This is a genomic window from Alkalihalophilus pseudofirmus (genome assembly GCF_029094545.1).
In the GTDB taxonomy this organism is placed as follows: Bacteria; Bacillota; Bacilli; order Bacillales; family Bacillaceae_D; genus Alkalihalophilus; species Alkalihalophilus pseudofirmus.
In genome coordinates this window covers 196,170-211,546 of sequence record NZ_CP117835.1, presented here as the reverse complement: position 1 = coordinate 211,546, position 15,377 = coordinate 196,170, and the positions used below count along the sequence as shown (strand labels likewise).

Genomic DNA, 15,377 nt, shown 5'->3' with positions numbered 1-15,377 from the left:
GGTTCTAGTTCTTATCCACTTCCGTAAAAACAAAAATAAAAACCTCTTCCTATTCAGAAAGAGGTTTGACAATTAAGATCGCACCTCTTATCTTTCAGAGCCATAGCTCTGCAGGATTTAGCACCGACTAAGTATAAACTTAGAGGTTGCCGGACGTCATAGGGCCTGTCCCTCGGTCGCTCTTGATAAGAGTTTTTAAACTATTCAAATTTTCTAAGTTATTTCATCATAATAAAGGATTAAAGAATTGTCAATAGGTTAATGATTTATTCACCTAACAGCTGTAAAAATTCTCTTGTACGGGCCTCTTTTGGATGTTCAAGCAGCTCTCTTGCCTTACCTTCCTCTACTATGAATCCGCCATCCATAAAAAATACTTTATCAGCCACTCGTTTTGCAAAATTCATTTCATGCGTTACGATTACCATCGTCTGCCCTTCTTTAGCCAGTTCTTCAATCACCCTTAACACTTCACCCACGAGCTGCGGGTCTAGTGCTGAAGTTGGCTCATCAAACAACATGACATCAGGATTCATCATTAGGGCTCTAGCTATAGCCACACGCTGCTGCTGCCCTCCTGATAATGCATCTGGATACTTATCCTTATGTTCAAACATACCTACTTTCCTTAACAATTTCTCACCATCTGCAAGAACTGTATTCTTTCTAGCTTTTTTAACGGTTAAAGGAGCCTCTATGATATTTTCCATGACCGTTTTGTGCGGAAAGAGATGAAAGCCTTGAAAGACCATCCCGCTATAAGCACGCAGCTCACTTATATCTTTTTTGGAAACATTCTTTGCTCCAAATTCTATTTTTTTCTCACCTATTGTGATCGTACCGCTATTAGGCAGTTCTAACACATTTAAGCAGCGAAGAAGCGTTGTTTTACCAGAACCTGAAGGCCCTATTAAACAAACCACTTCTCCCTTCTCAACCGAAAAGTCGATGGACTCTAAAACGGTATTCTCGTCAAACTTTTTGTTAAGCTTAGATACATTAATCATTTTGAGTCCTCCTTTATCGCTTACTTAAATAACGATTATATCTCTTCTCTAATCTTTCTTGGAAATAACCGATAATAATACATACCGCCCAATAAATAAGAGCGGCTGTTATATACATCGTCATACTATCAAACGTACGGCCAGCCACAAGTCTTGAGCTGTACAATAATTCTTGGACAGTAATAACGGACGCAAGGGAAGTACCTTTTACGATGTCCATAAAAATATTAAAAGTAGGCGGCAAGGCAATTCGTGTTGCCTGCGGGATAATGACCCTTCTTAATGTTTGAATATAACTCATTTGCAATGAAGCAGCTGCCTCCCATTGGCCACGCGGAACGGACATGATGGCTGATCTAACCACTTCGGCATTGTAAGCAGCAAAGTTAAGACTGATTCCAACAATCCCTGCAACAATGGCACTCTTAAATTCAACCCCTAGTACCGGGATACCATAATAAAGGATAAAGATAAATACAAGTAAAGGTGTTCCCCTCATAAATGAAATATAAATTCTTGCAGGCCATCTGATAAACCAGAACTTTGACATCCGAGCAATTCCTAAGAGTAATCCTAAAATGAGGGCAAAAACCATACTAAATAGAGCGATAATCATCGTTACCTTTAAACCTTCTAGTAAAAAAGGAAGTGAATTCATCGCAAGTTCCGGGTCATATAAATACTCCCACTGAATTTGATTAAACCATTCAAGCATACTACCCCTCCTTTATTAAAGTTCTCAAAAAAAGAAATACAAAGGAAGGTCCTTTGTATTTCAAATCCTGGCTTATTCTCCGTCTAGACCCACGACTTCTGATTCATCAACAGGCTCAGAAACATCCTCACCAAGAAACTCCTCAGACAAACGCGCTACTGTACCGTCTTCAATTAACTCTTGTACAGCCTCATCTAGTTTCTCTTTAAGAGCAGTATTCCCTTTTAACACAGCCATTGCACTTTCTGTTGCATGATATTTCACTTGATCAGCCACTACTAGGCGGTCATCACCAAATTCATCAAGCGTACGTTGCAGGACTAAACGATCGTTTAGGTAGGCATCCGTATTTCCGTTCATAACATCACGTAAAATAGCCTCTGTTCCACCATCATAAGCTGTTCCATTTGCCCCAATATTATCAGCAAAAATTGCATAATTACTTGTTAGTGAACCAAGTGCCACATCTACACCTTCTAAATCATAAGCGTCACTAAAGCGATCAGCATCTTCAGCCCTTACTACAACCGATCCGTAAGAATATTTATGAGGAATGACAAAATCAAATGTTTCCTTACGTTCTTCAGTAATCGCAAAATCATGTGCTGCTACATCAATTTGACCATTTCGTAATGAAGGAAGAATCCCATCAAAGTCCATTGTATTAAATTCAATTTCAAGACCTAATTTATCTGCTACCTCTTTGACAAGCTCTACTTCAAACCCTGTTAACTCATTACTTTCGTTATAATACGTAATCGGTGCATATGTTCCAGATGTACCCACTACTAACTTTCCAGCCTCTTCAACTTCCGTCCAAGAAGTATCTTCACTTTCACCAGTTGTTTCTTCGTTATCTGTCACTTCTTCATTATCTTGCTCTGAATCTTCCGTTGCGCCGCAAGCAGCCAATACCAATATCAAAATAAGTGCAGTCATCAATGATAATAATTTTTTCAATGCAATAAGCCTCCTTAAAACCAAGTAAATTAATCAGAATAGTAAACTTAAATTACCACGAAAATTTTCTCATGTCAATTACTAATAATCAAAATAAAAAAGCTCTGCATGAATACAGAGCTTCTGACGACAGTTCACTTATACATTACATGTACCATCTGAACAATCATTATCACTAACTTCTTGCTCAGTAGAAATATCTACCGCAGCTTCTTCCTTTACTTTTTGTAATACATCTAAAAATACGTGAGTTGGCTGCGCTCCTGACACAGCATACTTTCTCTCAAATACAAAGAAAGGAACTCCTTTGACTCCAAGTGTCATTCCCTCCTGCTGATCTTTCTCAACTATATCCTTAAACCGATCACTTGATAGCAGTTCCTCTGCTTCTTCCTTATCTACCCCTGCTTCAGCTGCCAGTTTGCTTAAGGTGCCGCGGTCACCTATGTGCAGGGAGTCAGTAAAGTAAGCCTTTAACAGTCTCTCCGTTACTTCAAGCCCCTTTCCTTGTTCATAAGCAAAATGGGCAAGCCTGTGGGCATCAGCTGTATTTGTACGAATGGATGTATCGAAGTTAAATACTAACCCTTCTTCTTTCGCTTGCATAGCCACTTGATCACTCATTTCTTTTGCTTTCTCTCTAGTCATTCCATATTTTTTGGCTAATACATCGTATAAATGATCTTCACTGTTACGCTCTGCATCTGGGTCTAGCTGATAGCTGCGAAAGATTAACTCTACTTCATTTCTATCCTCAAATTGCTCCAAAGCCTTTTCTAATCGACGTTTGCCAATGTAGCAAAACGGACATACAAAATCCGACCACACTTCAATTTTCATTTTAATCCCCCTTGTCTATCTTAGTTAAATTATAGAATCACATTAAGAAAACAACAACGCAGACGCCTTGATCCATTTAGCTTACCCGTGTATTAGGGTGTCTAACTTCTTTTCTATGAATGTAGTGAGCCGTGAAGAGGTAGACAAGACCTGTCACTATAAAGGTCATAAACCCTGGGGACCAGTGATCAGGTATGATTATATAGATTCCAGCTCCAAGTGCAGATACAATCAATCCTGATTTATTATACCGGTAGCTGTTCTCTGCTAACTTTCTAAAATCTTCTTCTTCAAACGTTAACTTTTTCAAAGATAAAAAGTCAGCTACAATTACAGCTGAAAGAGGAATAATAAGCACTCCTAAATAAGAGATATATAACTGCGCTTCATTTACAAGAGCCGGAAAGGCACTTAATGTGACTGCACAAGCCCCAAACAACAAAGCACTTCTCACCCTGCCAAGACTCGGGATACTGTTTAGTAAACTATATCCACCAGTATAGGCATTACTGATATTTATCATCACCATCGATGCAATGGAAGCCACTAAAATAAGGAATAAAAAAATTGGTGAGTCGGTCAATTGACTCGATACTACATATGGATTAACTTCACCAGTTAAAGCGGCTGTGTAGGCACCAAGGATTGCAGTTAAAAAGAAGCCGCCAGTATTTCCGATAAATAATCCAGTAAATGCATGTTTTCCACTCTTTGCATAGCGAGCCATATCAGAAGCTGCACTTACCCCAGATATATATTGAACGAAAGCGAGACTTGCAAAGAACAACATCATTGTCACTGTTTCAAAAGAATAGGAGTGCTCAGCGGCACTAATAAGAAAAGAGAAATTCTTGCCCTCTACTTCACTTGTTACAAGGAGGTACAACATGACCAAACCACCAACAAAAAGAAAAGGCAAGAAATAGTTAGCTGCTCTTTTTACCGCATCAAACCCTATTAACGCTAATACGGCCATAATTGTAGCTGCAATCATGGCGATGAGCAGAAAAGGTACATTTATATTAAAAGATCGTAGAATCAGTTCTTTTAGTAAATAAGCTCCTCCTATTGTTTGCACAGCAAACCAATACATAGAGGTAAGTGTCCGTATAGGAGAGGCTACATAACGCGCTCCCTTATATCCCAGAATAGCTCGTATTGAATATTGGGCTGGAATGCCGTATTTTGCTCCTGGCAATGATAGAAATGAGACAAATAAGAAAGCTAACGCTGCTCCTATTACTGTGGAGAAGACAGCTTGAATAAATGTGAGCCCCCCTGCTGTCACTGCTAAAGCAGGAACCAATACATTACCTGCATTAACTGAGACGGCCATTTGAATAAAAGTATATTGTAATGCCTTGGTGGTTTGTAATTCTCTAGGCACCGCCTCGAGTCCATATCGTTCAACCAATGGCTTAGATGATTTATGTAAAGTTTGACTCTCTCGTTCCTGCCCCACGTTTCCCATTCCCTTCTCCCCCGAAAATAAATCTGAAAATTATGATATTATAACAACTCAAAACAAAGTATAATAGACATACATTATACAACCTGGGGGGATTTTTATGTTTATCCGAAACTGTCTTACTCCAAAAGATGAATTAACGTTACTTCAGTCTTCAATAACGATTAAAGAGGCTCTATCTTTGATGCAAGGCTCTCACTACAGTTTACCAGTGGTGAGTGAAGAAGGCTCCTACCTTGGTATTTTGAGCAAAAGATCTATTTTAGAGTATATGGAAACTCAAGATGATGGAATGACTCTTACCAGCCTTTATGAGCATGAAATTTCTAACTGTATTGATGTCAGCGCAAATGAAAGCGTTGATCTTCATACAAGCCACTTTGAAGATTTTCTTCCCATTATTGTAAGATATCCGTTTGTTCCTGTATTAGATAACGGAATATTTGTGGGGATTGTTAAACGTTCATTCATAGAGCGTACACTTGAAGATTGTTTCGGGGTAGGTGTTGATGGCACACGTATTCTGATCGGGGTTCATAATCAATCCGGCACCCTACATACGATCACAAAAATTCTACATAAGTATGATATTAATATCATATCCGATATCGCATTTGAAGCGGATTCTTCCTATCTTCGCCGGATTCTAATAAAGATAGAAAAATCTCCTCACCTTGATAATGTCACCTCAGAAATTGAAAAGCATGGATTTCGCATTTTAGAAATTGAATAAAACAAAAGCAGACTCAGCTGATGAGTCTGCCTCTTTTATATTTAGCCTAATTTCGCTTCTTCAATAGGGGCTTTTCTTTTTTGCAGGCCTTCTTCTAAGCCTTTACGGTAGCCCTCTCTATAATAGGATTCGAGCATTTGTTTTATCTGCTCCCTCACCAGCGGATCACGGATGGTCGCAACAAATGGATCCTCTAAGTTATGATGCTTATGACTTTTCATGTCTCCTCACACCTTACAACAATTATTTGTGTACTCATACCCGCTTTTTAAAAAGTCTAAACACCTTTTATAGAAAGATTTGCTTCTTTTTTTATTTCTATTAAACTGAAGCTAGGATAACTAAAAGGAAATATAAGGAGATGCGAATATGAATAAGGACGCTCTAAACAAAGATACTCTTTTTGAAATCGTTGAAAGACACAAAGATAACTGGATACAAATCAGCCGTTATATTTGGGAAAACCCTGAGCTTGGTAACGAGGAATTTAAAGCAATGGAAGCTCTTACTGAAGAACTACGTACCCATGGGTTTGAAGTAGAAACGAATATCGCTGATTTAGAAACGGCTTTCATCGCTAAATTCCAATCGAAAAAGCCAGGCCCTACACTTGGCTATTTTGCTGAATATGATGCCCTGCCTGAGATTGGACATGCTTGTGGACACAACCTTATCGGAATGATGAGCACTGGTGCAGCCATTGCTCTAAAAGAAGCTGTCGCTGAATTTGGAGGTGAAGTCATCGTATTTGGCACTCCAGCTGAAGAAACGAACGGAGCTAAAGTGATCTTTGCCGATGAAGGACTTCTAAACGACCTTGATGCTGCATTAATGGTTCACCCTTCTGGTGTTCATGAGAGAAGCGGCTCATCTATGGCAATGGAAGCTGTACAATTCGATTTTTACGGCAAGCCGGCGCATGCAGCAGCAAGCCCGGATCAGGGCGTAAATGCACTAGAGGGAGTTATACAAACGTTTAATTTAATTAATTCTCTCAGACAGCACTTGCCTGATGATGTGAGAATTCATGGCATTATCACAAACGGTGGAGATGTGGTGAACGTTGTGCCGGCAAGAGCACAAGCACAATTTTATATACGCGCAAACGAAAAGCATGTTCTAGAGGAAACGTCAGCAAAGGTAAAGCGTTGTGTGGAAGCAGCAGCTCTTGCTACGGGATGTGAATTCAAGATTTCAAACCATGAACTTAGCTACGATAACCTTACGACGAATGAAACGTTATCTGAGCTTTATTGCGAGAATCTTATAGCTCTTGGTGTTGCACCAGAGGAAATTCTAAAAGACCAAGACCATGGCTCACTAGATATGGGAAATGTGAGCCAAGTGGCACCGTCTATTCACCCTTACATCAAGATGGAGAATTGTCCATATTCTGCCCATACAGAAGGATTCCGTGATGCCACTGGTGATTCTAGGGGATTTGAAGCGATGATTCTAGGTATTAAAACACTAGCTGCAACAGGTTATGATTTATTAACCAACCCAGCTTATGTAAAAGAAATTAAAGAAGAGTTTGATCGTACCGTGGCTAGAGAGGATAGATAATAAATAGAAGGAGGCTGCAACTGGCGGCCTCCTTCTCTCATTATATTTAATTACACTCCTACCCTCTGATTCACTTTCAGGAGTTGTCTTAGGTCGTTTGTCAGCACACTAAATACATCTTCTCCAAACCATTCAAGTGAGACCTCAACTTTCTCAAGAGAATCACTCAATAGCCTGAAAAACCTCTGATAATCGATACATCCTTCAAACAATGGAATCATTCCTTCCCGGGTTCCAGCTGCAGCATAAACATTTTCAGGTGCAAATACTCTTAAGTGATCTCTTGAGGTAATGTTTTTTAAGTGAACATGTTCGATATACGGTTCTAGCGCAATGAAACCAGCAGCTGGATCCACGCCTGCCTCCCACATGTGAAGAGCATCGTAATTTATTCGCAGGGCTTGATGATCTACTTCCTCTATTAATTGCAACGTTGACTCAAGCGTATCAGCCAGCGTATTAGGGTGTGTTTCAATTAATAGGAGTTGATTATGCACTGCTAAACTTCTACAAACGGCTTGGAGCTGCTTTACAATATGACTCCTTTCCTCTGCAGTTACCTCTCCACTTGCTTTTTGTCCTGCAAAGGTTCGTAATTTATTTGTACCCCAAAGCTTTAGTAAATTAGCTCTCCTTTCTGTGGTTTCTATTAATTGTTCGACAGACTGATTAAGCGGCAGGTAATCACTGAGCATACTAACGGCCAGCCCTTTTTCAGCCATATTCTTCTTATGAAATGCTGCATCCTCTATTGCATTTTTAGCATGAACCGCCCATAATTCAATGCCGTTGAATCCTTGGTCACTCGCCCAAGTCGTAATCTCCTGTAATGAGTGCAAATGATGTCTAAACGTAATCGTACATAATGATACATTCATTATTAATGCCTCCGTTTCATCATGAAAGCGAAAGGATCTGGTGCCCTTCCTCTTCTAGCCTCTTTTTGTTCATATTATCTTGACCAACTTGGTTCTGCCTGTTGCTCCATTTCTCAAAATACTGCTTGAGTGCATGTTTTATGGCTGTCTCACGCTTATCTTGATGATCAAGCTGCATATGGATCGCTTCTTGATGTTTCTCGTCTCTAGTCATCGCTAACTTCATGGCACGATACTGAACCGTTGTATATCCTTTAACTAAACGTTCAATTTCATCACACCACATCTCAAACTCTTCCTCATCTAACTCCAGCTCGTTGAAAAAATAAGCAAATGCATGTTCATAGGCATATTTCCTGATAGCCAGGACCGGAATTTGTTTTAAACTGTTACCTAATTCATGAAGTTCATTGCTGCGCTCCCCCTCTGTAAAGGCAGCCACGATAGAACGTATACCTTCAGTCATCGGGTTGCAATCAAGTTTCAAACATGTATTAAAATAAGCTTCAATCGTTTCATCTGTTGGCTTTACCAGCTCTCTTTCATCAAAATAATAGCCGCCGCCCACTGTAGGTTCCATAATCGCATTTAAAATTTTCTTTTTTAAAAGAGTGCCTTCCCATCGAAAGTCAGGGTCAAACATCATCCACTCTTCTGGATTGCTAGTGGTATCCAGCATGACGTAATGAGGAAAAGGGCGCTGGTGAAATTTATTTTCACGCTCTGGCAGCAACGATAAATCAAGCATGACCATGAGATGGCGTCCACTAGGCTTATCTTCCATAAGCTTAAGCATATTCTCTACATTCTCTTCCTTAGACAGTTCATCTTGATACCAGCGATTTAACTTGATTCCATATAGATGCTCATACCAAGTACAAAAAAAGTCATGATTTATAATTTCAGAGTGATAAGAAAGCACATAATCCTCTGTAATGTCAAAGTCCGCATCCCATACACCGAAGTAGAATGGCCGGTGATCTAATCCCTCATTTTTTTTAATAACTTCACACACACAGCTCACAAAACAATGTACTTTAATCACAACATATCACCTATACTACTTTGCTTTGTTACAGAAGAAATAAACTGTGCCAAGCTTGAGACTGTATAGAAATCATTAGGAGCCAGCTCATCGTCTGGCACCTCTATCCCATAATCGACTTCAAGGTGCAGGATAAGCTGTAAGATCATCACTGAATCCATGCATAGATCTTCATTTAATCTAGCTTCCTTATGAAAAGCATCTATAGCAGGCAAATTAAGATGTTTTTCTAAAATATCATATAAAAGTGTAATTGCCTTCTCTTCTGTCATGCATAAACCCCTCCAAGCTTTTTACGGCTCACTTTTCCATTCGCCATTCTATCAACTTTCTTTACTCGTACCCACTCAACAGGCACTTGATAAGGTGCTAGATTATTTTGACACCATTGTCTGAGATTGATTGGATCAATTTCTTCTTCACTAGAATAAAGCGCACATACACGTTCACCAGCATAGTCGTCTCTTTTTTTAAATACGACTGTATCTTGTATTCCTTTATACGAACGAATGATATTTTCCACTTCATGCGGGTACACATTTAATCCAGCGACATTGATCATCTCATCGATTCGCTCAAGAAAATGAAGAGTCCCTTGCTCATCAAAATATCCTAAATCTTTTGTTTGGATTGTTTGTTTGTCTATTTTAATGAGTATCTCTTCAGGGTTTTCTTTGCCTTGCCCGCTCGTCACATCTAGATGAGACAATACCTTCCCGATTGCATTTGCTTCTGATACATTTGCATTCACACTTACACATCCTGCTTCTGAGCAGCCGTATTGTTGCAGCACTCGTTGTGATTTTTTTTGAAGCAGCCGAAACCAAGCATCCGGTAAAAGTGTGCCAGAGGTCATAACAGCGTAAAAACGTTCCTCTATTGGCAGCAACCTTGACAAGGTATACAATAATGTCGGTGCAGCATAGAGGATATGTACAGGGTATTCTTTTAATTTTTTCACAATGTATTTTGGATTGGGATTCGTAATAATGACTGGCACAGACCCTCTTTTCATTGCTGCCAACACCCCGCTTATTAACCCGTACGAATGATTTACAGGGCATGCGACAATCGATGTTGTGACCATATTAATAGAGAGCTTGACATTATAATTCTCTAGTTCCCTATCAATAGAGGCCCAGGACCGTTCAATACACTTAGGCTCTCCCGTGGTCCCTGAACTCAATTGAATTAGAGAGCCGCTGTGATCATCTCCCTCTTTCTTTAATTGAATCGGACTTTCGATATCATGATGAATTAAATAATGTGATTTGGTATGTTCAGCCGTCCGAATTGCTGCCCCTAGTGGATTCTTTGCATGTATCGGCGCGACTGACCCACCTTTTTTCTTTATATAAAAGTACAACGCTAATAAGATAAATGCATCTTCATGACAGACAGCGATTCGATGACGATCGCACTCTTTTAAGTAATCAAGCTGGTCAAATACCTTAAATTGCTCGTCTAGGTCTTGGTGTGAATAATACGTATCGTTAACATAGAACATGTTCTGCCCTCCGTGTGTCTTTATTTATAGCAAGCGAGTTTGACACCAAATGCCTATGTTCGATCTGGCTTTCTCGATTTAGCTTCTTTTTTAATAATGATTCCGCCATGATATTCTCTCTTCTATAGTCGATATGGGCCGCTCTCTCTCTATTTTCCGGAAAACAACTTATATAGTCAGTTAGTTCTTTATCTACAAGCTCCCAGAACTGCTCTTCAGAAATGAAACCTTCCCTATCAAGCAGGAATGACAACTCAGAAAGGTTATACACAAACAACGTATCCATCACAAGTTCGCGTAGGGCTTCTACTTCTTGCATCCAATAATATTGATTGTCCTTTGCTCCGTTATATACTTCATCAAGCTGCGTAAAATCGGGCAAACTTTCCTTGCTTTTAAGAAAGGAATCGACATATTCAACGCTCTCGTGAAAATCTCTCAGTGCCACCCTGAGCGGCCAGCCCTCTTTATGAATCAATAGCATGTTTTGGCTATGCGCCTCAAGAGCGATGCCGTGGTTAACTAATAGATGCCAAACAGGAATAACTGCCGTCTTAATTAATTGAGTAACCCATTTTTCTACTCCGTATTTTTTGATCCACTCGGAGATGAATAAATGACCATCTTTCTCTTTTAGCAATATTGCGTTAAAAGGAATAAATTCTTCATTACTCTTCAAATAGTTTGTTATGTTCTCCCGCCAGATAACAGCTAATTGACCAGACGAATCATTACTTTGACAACCTTTTGGCTCAAATAATGCCCCTGCGTATTCTTTTAACATCACTACACCTTTATCTAGTAAATAGTCATCTGATAAAAGGACCTTATGCAGCCAATCAGATAGAGCCGGAGCTGTGCAAACAGAGTGCGGCACCAGCGTCCTGACAGAAGAGGTATGAACCATATTCATAGATAGCTTGATCATGGCTCTCTGTGGATTAGACCGATTCATGAGCGTTCGAACAGATTGGGTAGCTCTATATAAATCTCCAAATTCACCTAATTCAATGATGTCATAGCTTTCTAGGGAGTCCGCATATTGTTCCTTTATTGCGTCCCATTGCCAAGGATGGACAGGTAAAAAAGTGTACTCATCAAGCTGCCCCCCTTTTTGGCATAAGGCTAAGACTAGATCCCTCCATTGGTTCGTGCCTAACTCTTTCTGCCAGAAGCTTTGTTCTTCTTTAGGATAATTAAATTTCAGGTCTTTCCTTTTCACAGCAAGCCATACTAACGAAAATTCTTGTCCGGCCTCCGGACCATATATTTTGTGGTCCCGCACCGTAAATCCCGTTCTTGCTTTAAAACATGGATGATATGGATGTCCTTCTATGATGGCCGAATCTAAATCAAGCCCATTTATCTGTCTTCTCGATAAAAGCTGGGGTATGTGTTCTTCGTTCCAATCTGTTAAGTAAATCGTTTGCTCTAGTTCTTGTAGAAGAAGGCGGCCTATCTCTGCCTCTGGATTTAACTCTGCAATAAATTCAGCAATGACCGCTTGATGGATCTCCCCGCTTGAGGTTAGTTTGTAAACCAGCTCCTCCTCAATACGAATCCGTCCAAATGCAGATATCTTTCCTGTACACCTAAACGTAGCTGACCTTCCATGTATAAAAAAGTGACTAAGCTCCCTACTAACCCTCTCCTCTTTATAAGGAAGCATCTTCTCAAATAGTATTGCTTCAACTAGCTGCTTCCTTACTCTAAGAGCAGCTTTAGACTTTGGCACTTTCTCTACCTGCATAAGGGACCTCTCCTTTTTCTTTAGATGTAAATGGATTATCAAGCGTTGCGTAAACAGCTTGTTCTAGAGCTGCAGTAAGTTCATCTACATCATGAAATCTAGTGAGTAAATTTGCTTTAAAAGCTAACTTTTCTCTCGTAAGAAGCATCTCTAGTAATCTCTTGCCAGCACCATGACATAAGGTATACATCTCTTTGAGTTGATCTTGAATATAGTCAAGTATTACATTCTCTTCTAGTAGACCATCTGCCCCGAAACGATAAACAATAGAAAACAAATGATTTATAAATAAATAATACGTAAACCGTTCTTCGATCAGCTTCTCTTCATAAAAGAGCTCAGGTGTTTTCTGTAAGGATTCCTCCATTTTCAAGAGTCGTTCTCTATATTGTGTGGATAGGTAATACCCCTGGTTATCGCGGTAATAAAAAGAAGCAGGGTAGCCGGCAGAAAGATCAATTAAGCTGTTTTGCTGGTGAGCTTCTAAGGCAATCCCATACGTATCATATAAATGGATGAGTGGTATGACCGTCTTCTCAAAATAGTTCTTAAACCAATCAAAACTAACATCTTCTTGACTTCTCCCCTCATCCATTGCCAGTTCCTCTATAAGCTGTTGGAGCATCGATTTCCTCCCAGGAAGTGCATCTTGAATAAGTGCTGCGATTGGAGTCACACCGGCTACATTTCCATTTGTAAAAGGGTTCGATCTAATAATGACCTCAAACCCGCTCTCTTTCATTCCTGGAATATTTACAGTAAGAAATGCTGGGTCATGAATAAATTGAAAAGAAGGGTATTCTTTAAGCAAAGGGAGTTTCTTTAATAGCTTTGTCATATTGCGGCCTGCGTACAATTCATGTTTTTGGTTATTACGCAGTGAATTCGTTACCTTCACCGGTATGGAAAACTTAAACATCCAGTTACTTTTCTTGTTATACACTGTTCTAATGGATGAAGTAGCATAGAATTCCGGCCCCATTGCACCTGCTTCTTCAATTAAGCCTTTATCCATTAATGTTTTTACTTGAGGCTGAGTTATAAGCCATTGTGCTTGTAATGGATGGACTGGCAGCAAGGACCAACCAGGTGGCTGCTCTCTAATCTCTAACTCACGTAAAAGTAATTCTCCGCAAGATGCGTCGCCATCACTTTGATCAACAATGAGAGAATTGTTCACCTTAAAATAATGCAATTGAAAATGTCCATTCTTCTCTGGACTAAAGCGTTCATGCTGCCAGCTTGCGATCCCTTGTCTGCTTTTTGGAGTAGGATGAAGCCAGTGACCAAATACCAGCGACTGTTCAAAATCAATAAATTCTCGACTTCTAGGAGAGGCTGTTTCTTCTTTTTTTATTGCGTGGTCAATGAATTGTGCCATTGTTTGATAGCTATCTATTAGCCTAAGGAGTAATTCATCGAAATGAGAATCCCCTGCTCTTGATTCAGCATTTGCTCTCATATGTAATTCTCGGATGAGTGTAATCATTGCTTGCAGCTTCTCTTCTTGTACCCACTCACTACAATAGGGGGATTGCTTATATACGTTTCCGAAAGAATGAGTGCCTACAAGGGACTTATACGTTACTCCAATTGCATATGTAAGTGATTGATGGGGCAGAGATATAAAAAGGATATAGGGTTCATTCATTTGTTTTTTAACCTCTTGATCTTCTGCCTCCTCTAGCCTTACTACCTCTCTAACATCCATCTCACGTACATAGCAATTCAAGAATGCTTTAAATGAAGCTTGTTCTGCAATTAGCTTGGCTGTGCTTTGCATACTCTCATCCTTTCTACTTCTATTTACCTAGTAATTGATACTCATTCTCAATTAGAATGAAGAAAAAAACGGGTTTCCCCGCTTTTCCTTCGTGAAATGAGATCTGTTTACTCACTACTCTCCTAATAAAAGGTTTTCAATTTCTTTTAAACCTTTTTGACGTTCAATTGGATCCCAAAATCCCCAAGTTGTTGTTAATGTATGCACATTATCTTCTTTAACAGCATTTAACCCATTCCATACCTCACCTTGAGTGACGTTGTCATAAAATTCACCGCTATTAAAGTATGTGACGTCAATAATATGATCTGGATTGTACTTCACTAAGCCCTCAATCGAGATATTTTCACCAAAGTCATCAGGAATGTTCTCTGCTGGCGTCAGCTTAAGATCATCAAACAATAAAGCATTGGTTGCATGATTGTTTCTTCCATACACACGAATGTCTTGCTTGTTAATGGAAACAGCCATAAATGTTTCTTCACCAACCGCCTCACGAATACGCTCGCCAATATCTTCTGCCTCTGCTTCTAGCTCATCAATCACTTTTTGACCTTCTTCAAGTTTCCCTACAGCTTCAGTTACTTTTAAATGGTCATCTCTCCAGTCCCCGCCAACTTCTACTACGACAGTTGGGATCGAATCAGAAAGCTGCTCATATAACGGTTGATAACGGTCGCTGATAATAAGCAAATCAGGATCTAACTGAACAATTTCTTCTGGGTTAATCTCATCAGAATATGGAAGTGCCATTACGTTCTCTAACTCTTCTGTTAAATGCGGAGGAAACTCGTTGTCATACGCCATTACAGCATAAGGCTCGACTCCAACAGAAACTAATGAACCTTCCCATGACACATGTGATAATACTACTACCTTTTCTGGATTAGCCGGCACTTCTGTTTCACCATACAAATGTTCAACAGTGTAACTGCTAGGTGATTCATTCTCACTTGACTCTTCTGAACTATTCTCTTCTGTCTCTTCTACTGTTTCGGAATCTTCTTCTGCCGTAGCCCCAGTAGACTCTTCCGAACTATTACCGCATGCAGCTAATAAAGTCACTGCAATCAAGCATAACAAAGCCAATAGTGTCCATCTTCTTCTCATCTTTTTTCCCCCTGC

At 39.7% G+C, this 15,377-nt stretch carries 15 protein-coding genes and 1 riboswitch; of the genes, 2 read left to right on the top strand and 13 right to left on the bottom strand.

All coding sequences use genetic code 11. The annotated features are described in order from the left end of the window. Positions 1-84 precede the first annotated feature (84 nt). A riboswitch (SAM riboswitch) is annotated at positions 85-192 on the bottom strand. Between the two features lie 74 nt (positions 193-266). From PQ478_RS01165 to PQ478_RS01145, 5 genes are all read right to left on the bottom strand, one after another. Then, entirely contained in the window at positions 267-1,007 is a 741-nt protein-coding gene (locus PQ478_RS01165; RefSeq protein ID WP_289235571.1) for an amino acid ABC transporter ATP-binding protein, read from the bottom strand. Between the two features lie 13 nt (positions 1,008-1,020). Continuing rightward, positions 1,021-1,722 carry an amino acid ABC transporter permease gene (locus PQ478_RS01160; protein ID WP_289235570.1) on the bottom strand — a complete coding sequence of 234 codons (702 nt, stop codon included), beginning with the start codon at positions 1,720-1,722 and terminating at the stop codon, positions 1,021-1,023. A 72-nt stretch (positions 1,723-1,794) separates the two neighbouring features. Then, positions 1,795-2,682 (bottom strand): transporter substrate-binding domain-containing protein, encoded by an 888-nt coding sequence (locus PQ478_RS01155; protein ID WP_083633545.1) that lies wholly within the window; start codon positions 2,680-2,682, stop codon positions 1,795-1,797. 138 nt (positions 2,683-2,820) lie between these two features. Continuing rightward, positions 2,821-3,522 (bottom strand): DsbA family oxidoreductase, encoded by a 702-nt coding sequence (locus PQ478_RS01150; protein WP_289235569.1) that lies wholly within the window; start codon positions 3,520-3,522, stop codon positions 2,821-2,823. A gap of 76 nt (positions 3,523-3,598) precedes the next feature. Continuing rightward, on the bottom strand, positions 3,599-4,993 hold the full coding sequence (locus tag PQ478_RS01145) for a purine-cytosine permease family protein (RefSeq protein ID WP_289235568.1): 1,395 nt from the start codon (positions 4,991-4,993) through the stop codon (positions 3,599-3,601). A gap of 97 nt (positions 4,994-5,090) precedes the next feature. Here PQ478_RS01145 and PQ478_RS01140 point away from each other — a divergent pair, with 97 nt between their 5' ends. Next, a complete protein-coding gene (locus PQ478_RS01140; protein WP_289235567.1) occupies positions 5,091-5,723 on the top strand; it encodes a CBS domain-containing protein in 633 nt (210 codons plus the stop codon). Between the two features lie 41 nt (positions 5,724-5,764). On the opposite strand, the gene PQ478_RS01135 is transcribed toward PQ478_RS01140, so the two are convergent. Next, entirely contained in the window at positions 5,765-5,944 is a 180-nt protein-coding gene (locus tag PQ478_RS01135) for a hypothetical protein (RefSeq protein ID WP_075683744.1), read from the bottom strand. Between the two features lie 148 nt (positions 5,945-6,092). Between PQ478_RS01135 and PQ478_RS01130 the strand changes: the two genes are divergently transcribed. Then, positions 6,093-7,289 (top strand): M20 family metallopeptidase, encoded by a 1,197-nt coding sequence (locus PQ478_RS01130; protein ID WP_289235566.1) that lies wholly within the window; start codon positions 6,093-6,095, stop codon positions 7,287-7,289. A 50-nt stretch (positions 7,290-7,339) separates the two neighbouring features. Here PQ478_RS01130 and PQ478_RS01125 read toward each other — a convergent pair whose 3' ends face one another. From PQ478_RS01125 to PQ478_RS01095, 7 genes are all read right to left on the bottom strand, one after another. Further along, entirely contained in the window at positions 7,340-8,167 is an 828-nt protein-coding gene (locus PQ478_RS01125) for a sugar phosphate isomerase/epimerase family protein (RefSeq protein ID WP_289235565.1), read from the bottom strand. A 19-nt stretch (positions 8,168-8,186) separates the two neighbouring features. Continuing rightward, the gene (locus PQ478_RS01120; RefSeq protein ID WP_289235564.1) at positions 8,187-9,212 is read right to left on the bottom strand and encodes a DUF6005 family protein; all 1,026 of its coding nucleotides are present in this window, start codon (positions 9,210-9,212) and stop codon (positions 8,187-8,189) included. Then, positions 9,209-9,484, bottom strand: coding sequence for a petrobactin biosynthesis protein AsbD (gene asbD / locus PQ478_RS01115; protein ID WP_012957210.1), 276 nt, complete (start codon positions 9,482-9,484; stop codon positions 9,209-9,211). Before asbD ends, PQ478_RS01120 begins: the two co-directional genes overlap by 4 nt. Beyond that, entirely contained in the window at positions 9,481-10,719 is a 1,239-nt protein-coding gene (locus PQ478_RS01110) for an AMP-binding protein (RefSeq protein WP_075683739.1), read from the bottom strand. Before PQ478_RS01110 ends, asbD begins: the two co-directional genes overlap by 4 nt. Beyond that, positions 10,706-12,469 carry an IucA/IucC family protein gene (locus tag PQ478_RS01105; protein ID WP_289235563.1) on the bottom strand — a complete coding sequence of 588 codons (1,764 nt, stop codon included), beginning with the start codon at positions 12,467-12,469 and terminating at the stop codon, positions 10,706-10,708. The genes PQ478_RS01110 and PQ478_RS01105 overlap by 14 nt, the downstream gene beginning before the upstream one ends. Further along, positions 12,441-14,252 (bottom strand): IucA/IucC family protein, encoded by a 1,812-nt coding sequence (locus tag PQ478_RS01100; protein WP_289235562.1) that lies wholly within the window; start codon positions 14,250-14,252, stop codon positions 12,441-12,443. Before PQ478_RS01100 ends, PQ478_RS01105 begins: the two co-directional genes overlap by 29 nt. 114 nt (positions 14,253-14,366) lie before the next feature. Continuing rightward, a complete protein-coding gene (locus tag PQ478_RS01095) occupies positions 14,367-15,362 on the bottom strand; it encodes an ABC transporter substrate-binding protein (protein ID WP_289235561.1) in 996 nt (331 codons plus the stop codon). Positions 15,363-15,377: the final 15 nt, after the last annotated feature.

Coding starts and splice junctions, on each gene's coding strand:
- PQ478_RS01165 (WP_289235571.1), bottom strand. CDS start 1,007: ATGATTAATGTATCTAAGCTTAACAAAAAGTTTGACGAGAATACCGTT.
- PQ478_RS01160 (WP_289235570.1), bottom strand. CDS start 1,722: ATGCTTGAATGGTTTAATCAAATTCAGTGGGAGTATTTATATGACCCG.
- PQ478_RS01150 (WP_289235569.1), bottom strand. CDS start 3,522: ATGAAAATTGAAGTGTGGTCGGATTTTGTATGTCCGTTTTGCTACATT.
- PQ478_RS01145 (WP_289235568.1), bottom strand. CDS start 4,993: ATGGGAAACGTGGGGCAGGAACGAGAGAGTCAAACTTTACATAAATCA.
- PQ478_RS01140 (WP_289235567.1), top strand. CDS start 5,091: ATGTTTATCCGAAACTGTCTTACTCCAAAAGATGAATTAACGTTACTT.
- PQ478_RS01135 (WP_075683744.1), bottom strand. CDS start 5,944: ATGAAAAGTCATAAGCATCATAACTTAGAGGATCCATTTGTTGCGACC.
- PQ478_RS01130 (WP_289235566.1), top strand. CDS start 6,093: ATGAATAAGGACGCTCTAAACAAAGATACTCTTTTTGAAATCGTTGAA.
- PQ478_RS01125 (WP_289235565.1), bottom strand. CDS start 8,167: ATGAATGTATCATTATGTACGATTACGTTTAGACATCATTTGCACTCA.
- asbD (WP_012957210.1), bottom strand. CDS start 9,484: ATGACAGAAGAGAAGGCAATTACACTTTTATATGATATTTTAGAAAAA.
- PQ478_RS01110 (WP_075683739.1), bottom strand. CDS start 10,719: ATGTTCTATGTTAACGATACGTATTATTCACACCAAGACCTAGACGAG.
- PQ478_RS01105 (WP_289235563.1), bottom strand. CDS start 12,469: ATGCAGGTAGAGAAAGTGCCAAAGTCTAAAGCTGCTCTTAGAGTAAGG.
- PQ478_RS01100 (WP_289235562.1), bottom strand. CDS start 14,252: ATGCAAAGCACAGCCAAGCTAATTGCAGAACAAGCTTCATTTAAAGCA.
- PQ478_RS01095 (WP_289235561.1), bottom strand. CDS start 15,362: ATGAGAAGAAGATGGACACTATTGGCTTTGTTATGCTTGATTGCAGTG.